This is a genomic window from Nitrospiraceae bacterium (genome assembly GCA_020632595.1).
In the GTDB taxonomy this organism is placed as follows: domain Bacteria; phylum Nitrospirota; class Nitrospiria; order Nitrospirales; family UBA8639; genus Nitrospira_E.
The window spans coordinates 1-5,436 of the sequence record JACKFF010000038.1; the positions used below are offsets into that span (position 1 = coordinate 1).

Sequence of the window (5,436 nt, forward strand, 5' to 3'; positions counted from 1 at the left end):
CTGGTCCCCGGATTCAAGTTAGCCCAACAGTCTTATGCCCTCCCCAAGGCCTCTACCGCCACGAAAACCCCGACGCCGGTCATGCAAACGCCTCTCTCGATTCAAGTCGTTTCTCCGCAGATCCTCAAAGATCAGCAAGCCATTCAACTGATCGACGGAGTCAAAAACGTCAGCGGCGTGCTTCAGGGCAATTCGCAAGGAGGCTTTGCAGAGGAATTCATTATTCGGGGATTTAACACCAATTTTGCTAATTATGTAGACGGACTCCGATTGCCAGCCAGTCGCCTTCCGACGGCATTAGCCGATCGAATCGAGGTCCTGAAAGGTGCGGCAGCCAATCTTTATGGCCGCATTGAACCGGGTGGGATGATCAATATGGTGCTGAAACGTCCACAGACGACACCCGGCTATAGCCTCCAGCAACAGTTCGGGTCCTATGAGCTGTATCGCACCACGGCAGATGCCACCGGTCCCCTCACCATGGACAAATCGCTTCAATACCGGTTCAACCTGGAATATTTGAACGCCCAATCATTCCGTGATTTCGTATCGACCGAGCGTATCTTGGTCTCCCCATCGCTGCGCTGGGAGTTGAGCGACGACACTCGAATCGATGTGGATTACTTTTATTCGGATGAAGATACCGTCAACGATTGGATCGGTGTTCCGGCCATCGGCAATCGTCCAGCCAACACGCCTATCTCACGGTTCCTTGGGGAACCCTCTCTTGATACCAGCAACACTAAACTGTCGCATTTGGGCACCACGGTGACCCACCGCTTGACCGAGGGATGGGACGTCAAAGGACGGTTCGTCTGGTTAAACCGCGACGTCGTAGATCGTGTCACCTCGGGCAACGCCCTGAATGAGACGACGGGTGTTCTCTCTCGAGACTTTTTCGGCAGCCAGGCCAATAGTAATACCTACTATGGAACCATTGATCTCACCGGTCGGTTTTCCTCTTGGAATGTGACACATCACATCTTAATTGGGTGGGATATTTACAGCAATCATAACGAGGTGACCGCACTCAGCACGGCTTCCAGTCCCATCAATATCTTTAACCCCAGCTACGGCACGTCCGGGATCAATCTCTCGACGGCTCAGAATAATTTTTTCCTGAACCAAAGCCTCGATTGGACCGGCGTGTATTTTCAGGATCACATCACACTTTGGGATCATCTGCATATCCTCGGAGGCGGTCGTTACGACTGGGCCACCTTCGGATTGGGTCTGGCATTCGGAACAGACCAGTCCCTGGCGGATGCCCGAGCCGCACACAGCGACGTCGAGAATAAACGGTTTAGTCCGCGTGTCGGCGTGCTGTACCAACCATGGGAATGGCTATCAGTCTTCGGTAATTATACGGAATCCCTCGGAGCAGCCAATAACGGCTTTTCGGCAAGCGGGAAACAATTTGATCCACAGGTCGGGAAACAATATGAAGCCGGCATCAAGGCGGAACTCTTTGACCGACGATTGACGTCATCCGTGGCCTTTTTTCATCTGACGAAAGACAACCTTTTGGTTCCCATCGCAGGTTCACCCTTTTCGAGGGCGATCGGCGAGGCACGCAGTCGCGGGGTCGAGGTCGACATGGCAGGACAGATTACAGACGCCCTCAGCCTCATCGCCACATATGCCTACACCGATGCAGAAATTACCAAAGGCGAGAATAAGGGCAACCGCCTGTTCAATGCCGCCAAACATATGGGGAGCGTTTGGACAAAATACGATATTCAGCACGGCCCTCTGACGGGGCTGGCCGTCGGAGCCGGCATCTACCTGTACTCGAAACGGCAAGGCGATGCCGCCAATACCTTTGCATTACCGGGTTATGGCCGGGTCGACACGATGGTCCAGTATCAATTTCCATTGTTGGAGACCCAAATGGCCTTACAGTTCAATATCATGAACCTGTTGGATAAGGAATACTATGAATCAACGATCAACGATCGATTCACGATCACTCCCGGTGCTCCACGGACGTTTATCGGCTCACTACGGATTGTGTATTAAGTGAGCTCTCACGACCTGTGAGGAGTATCTTTCGTAGATATCAAGGTGACTGGAGCACTCCCCAAAAACGGCGAGTGCTCTGGTTCACCATCCATTTCTGGCTCGGCTGGGTTCCCGGAGTGGTCTTTTCGCTCATCGGATTGACGGGAAGCCTGTTGGTATTCTGGCCGGAATTGGATGTCTGGATGAATCCGGAACTGAGGACGGTCGACTCACAGATGGCCGGAGAAAACGATGTCCGTTCACTTGATGACATCGTGGCTGCAGCCGAATCGGTCATTCCACCGGACGGAACGCCATACGCATTAGTCTTTCCTCGCTTCCCGGACACCACGTTTGCTGTCACATACGGTCGCCCTGCGCCTAACCCAGAACAACAGGAGTGGCACGAAATTTTCGTCAACCCCTATACGGCGCATGTTCAAGGGCAACGGCTCATGTTGGATCTGGAACGGCCGTGGCGCGGAAGCTTCTGGAAATTCATTTTCTGCTTGCACTACACCCTCGCCTTTGGGGAAAAAGGAGCCACATTCGTGGGCCTCTTGGCTCTTGTGTTACCCGTGCTGCTAGGAACGGGACTCATTCTGTGGTGGCCGACCCGAGGATCAGTCAATTATGCCTTCGCCATCACTCAAAAGGTCAGCCGGCATCGGCGGGTGTATGACCTCCACAGAACCTTAGGCTTGTACTCGTCCGGCCTACTGCTGATCTCAGTGGTCACCGGTCTTTACCTGGTATTTCCCGATCAAGCCAAGAAGCTGATCGGTGTCGTATCTCCAACCACCCCGATTTCGGAAGACCTTGCATCCATACAGGTGGCTGGCAAACGCCCCATCGGGTTCAGTGCAGCCGCGGCCATCGCGGAACGACATTTCCCTGATGGCCGGTATCAATGGATCTTCTTTCCACAAGGGGCCGACGGATTGTATCGAATCGTCAAAAAAGCTCCGAGCGAACGTACGGACATCCTACCCGCACGGACTCTGTGGATTGATCAGTATAGCGGCCGAATCATTCATGACTATCATCCCCAACACTATACGGCAGGGGATACCCTTGAACGATGGCTCTTTCCACTTCATTCCGGTGAAGCCTTTGGCATAGGTAGCCGAATCCTGATTGTGATTCTTGGCCTCATACCTGGCGCACTGTTCATCACTGGCATCCTCCGATGGGCAAAAAAACGCCGCCGCTGAACGCATTCAATGGCAAAAAGCAACCAAGCGTTCCACGCCTTATCCATCTTCTGTCTAAGGAATTTCTGCAGACCCAAGATATCTCGATTGAACATTTTCCTTACGTACATCAAGTAGTGACTATTGCCTTATCACCTTCGCCAATGAAGTTTCCATTTGAACAATCTTCCATCTCTGCTGCCATACTGTTGCGTCCATCGGCACTGATCAGTAGATCGCTTCCGGGAGTTCGCTATATCTTACTCTTGTCGCTGAAAGATTATTGCACTCTTCCAGCAACAACCGGAGCGGCGTGAACACATCCTGACCCACCCCGCTCTAAACAGGGTGAAGGCGTTTGGACGTGCAACCTCCTTAGCCTTCACCCCAGTTTTTCCTACCTACATTCGCGCATTTCCTCACCAGCCTAAAACAAATACTCATGCGATTCTCCATTTACCATCCTTTCGATTGCTCACATGCCATTTTTCCTCCTTCTTTGGGGTATGCAGATCTTATAACGATGCACCGTGATCATTGATGAGGAGGATCAGGTTGCCCTCCTTTCGTTCAGACAACTTTCTCCTATTCATTTTCTGTCCTTGTTGTAAGGTCGTAGGATTAAATAATGAGGGACCGACAATGCGGACGTTCATGCGAAGGGCACGAGCCTGAGATCAGAACATCACATGCACTAAACGGATAGCTCTATAAAGAATTCAGGGAAATGCATAAGAAGGTATGGCACTCAACACTCATTTTACTCAGTGGGAGTCCAGACCTTTTTCAGACGAATACATTCTTGCTGGTTTCGTTACCCATACATGATGGGGGTGAGACGGAGCTCCAAGGAAATGAATCGAGGATCACCATACTGATGTGACCAAGAAGCCCACAAGCCTTGCTGTTGTGATGGGGTACCAGGCGTCTGCGTATTCCTTCAATGAGGCCGAGCACCAACCTGGAAAGATCAAAAATTCTGGATCCCCTCAATTAGGAAGAAAAATTGATACGCGAACAGAAATCTTTCATCTGAAGATTTACCAATGCGCATGAGGGAAGTGTAGCAAAGATATGCAGTGGTCAGTAGACACATTTCGTTCCGGATCCCTAGATTAGATTCCTTTATTTCGAAAGTTGTGACTCTTGAACGACGCACTGTACTTGAGACATTTACTCCGACAGCCTGGACGGATCAGTGTGCGGCTGGCGTTGCTGGTCTGGCTGCTGATCGGCATTCGATGTGTCGCTGCCTTCGGGGCCTATACCTGCAACGCGTATTGGGAGGTGCGAACCACCCGTACCGCCTATATCCTCCATGCGGCGGGCTCCCATAGCCATTGCCAACATGGGAAATCCACTGGCGACCCATTCGTCGGATGGGCCTGTACCGTGTACCAGGATGATCAGATGCTTCTCCTGCCGGAGATTCCGCGGTTGCCGGTGCAGGCGTCCGTTCTTGCTCTACTGGTGCTTCTGATAATTTCCTTTTCCGGCCGTGCACTCATTGCCGCACATGGCCGCGGTCCTCCTCTCCATACACCTATCCTCTAATTACAAGTTACCTCAAACGTCCGATTAATCATGAGCCGCAGACGGCTGTGTCCGTGGCGATTGGCATGTCGTGGAACCGATTGCTCGTGATGTGATGAGGAGAGGTCTTTCCTCCCACCGTTTCCTCGCACCACGCATGCCGATTCTCCCTCTAGTTCCCGGTCCGTCGGCATCACAAAGTCCTGTTCTCCCTTCACATGGGATGTTCAGATAGGAGCGTATTATGATGAGATCAGCAGGAGTGTTTCGAGTTACCCCTCGAATGCATACATGTGTCCGTTTTCTTCCGAGAGTCGGAGGTATTATCGTAGGGCTCATCTGCCTAATGGAGTTGACCGCTTGTATGGGACCGGTCAAGTCACTGCCGGTGCCACAGAGTCAGACGGAAAAGCCATCTCCATCAACGAAAACGACAGGGGCATCCAAGGCCCTTGAACCGGCACCATCAGCCGGTTCCGACCTAAACGCCCCTGTTCTACCGCACCCCCTGATCGGCTCAGGGCCATCTATTGAAGATGAAAACAAGAAAGAGGGGCCGGTGGTCGAGACCAAACCGGAACAAGGCACGGTACAAGACGAGTCCAACAAGTTGGACAAGGCGATACCCGCTACCGATGAGTCCGCCAAGAATTGGAAGAGAACTTCTCCGGGACTATCCAAAGAACACGTGGAAACCTTACCAGAAGTC

Annotated in this window: 5 protein-coding genes; all 5 read left to right on the forward strand. The window is 52.1% G+C overall.

Annotated elements, in window-relative coordinates:
• Window positions 1-2,019: TonB-dependent siderophore receptor (locus H6750_21475; protein MCB9776883.1), on the forward strand; the 2,019-nt coding region annotated here is incomplete at its 5' end.
• A gap of 17 nt (window positions 2,020-2,036) precedes the next feature.
• Window positions 2,037-3,215, forward strand: coding sequence for a PepSY domain-containing protein (locus tag H6750_21480; GenBank protein MCB9776884.1), 1,179 nt, complete (start codon window positions 2,037-2,039; stop codon window positions 3,213-3,215).
• Complete coding sequence (locus H6750_21485) at window positions 3,191-3,511, forward strand: hypothetical protein (GenBank protein ID MCB9776885.1); 321 nt, start codon at window positions 3,191-3,193, stop codon at window positions 3,509-3,511. The genes H6750_21480 and H6750_21485 overlap by 25 nt, the downstream gene beginning before the upstream one ends.
• 847 nt (window positions 3,512-4,358) lie before the next feature.
• The gene (locus tag H6750_21490; protein MCB9776886.1) at window positions 4,359-4,748 is read left to right on the forward strand and encodes a hypothetical protein; all 390 of its coding nucleotides are present in this window, start codon (window positions 4,359-4,361) and stop codon (window positions 4,746-4,748) included.
• Window positions 4,749-4,971: 223 nt separating this feature from the next.
• Window positions 4,972-5,436: hypothetical protein (locus H6750_21495; GenBank protein ID MCB9776887.1), on the forward strand; the 465-nt coding region annotated here is incomplete at its 3' end.

What these genes read in the sequence shown, in the direction of transcription:
- H6750_21485 (MCB9776885.1), top strand. Translation starts at nt 3,191, where the DNA reads ATGGGCAAAAAAACGCCGCCGCTGAACGCATTCAATGGCAAAAAGCAA.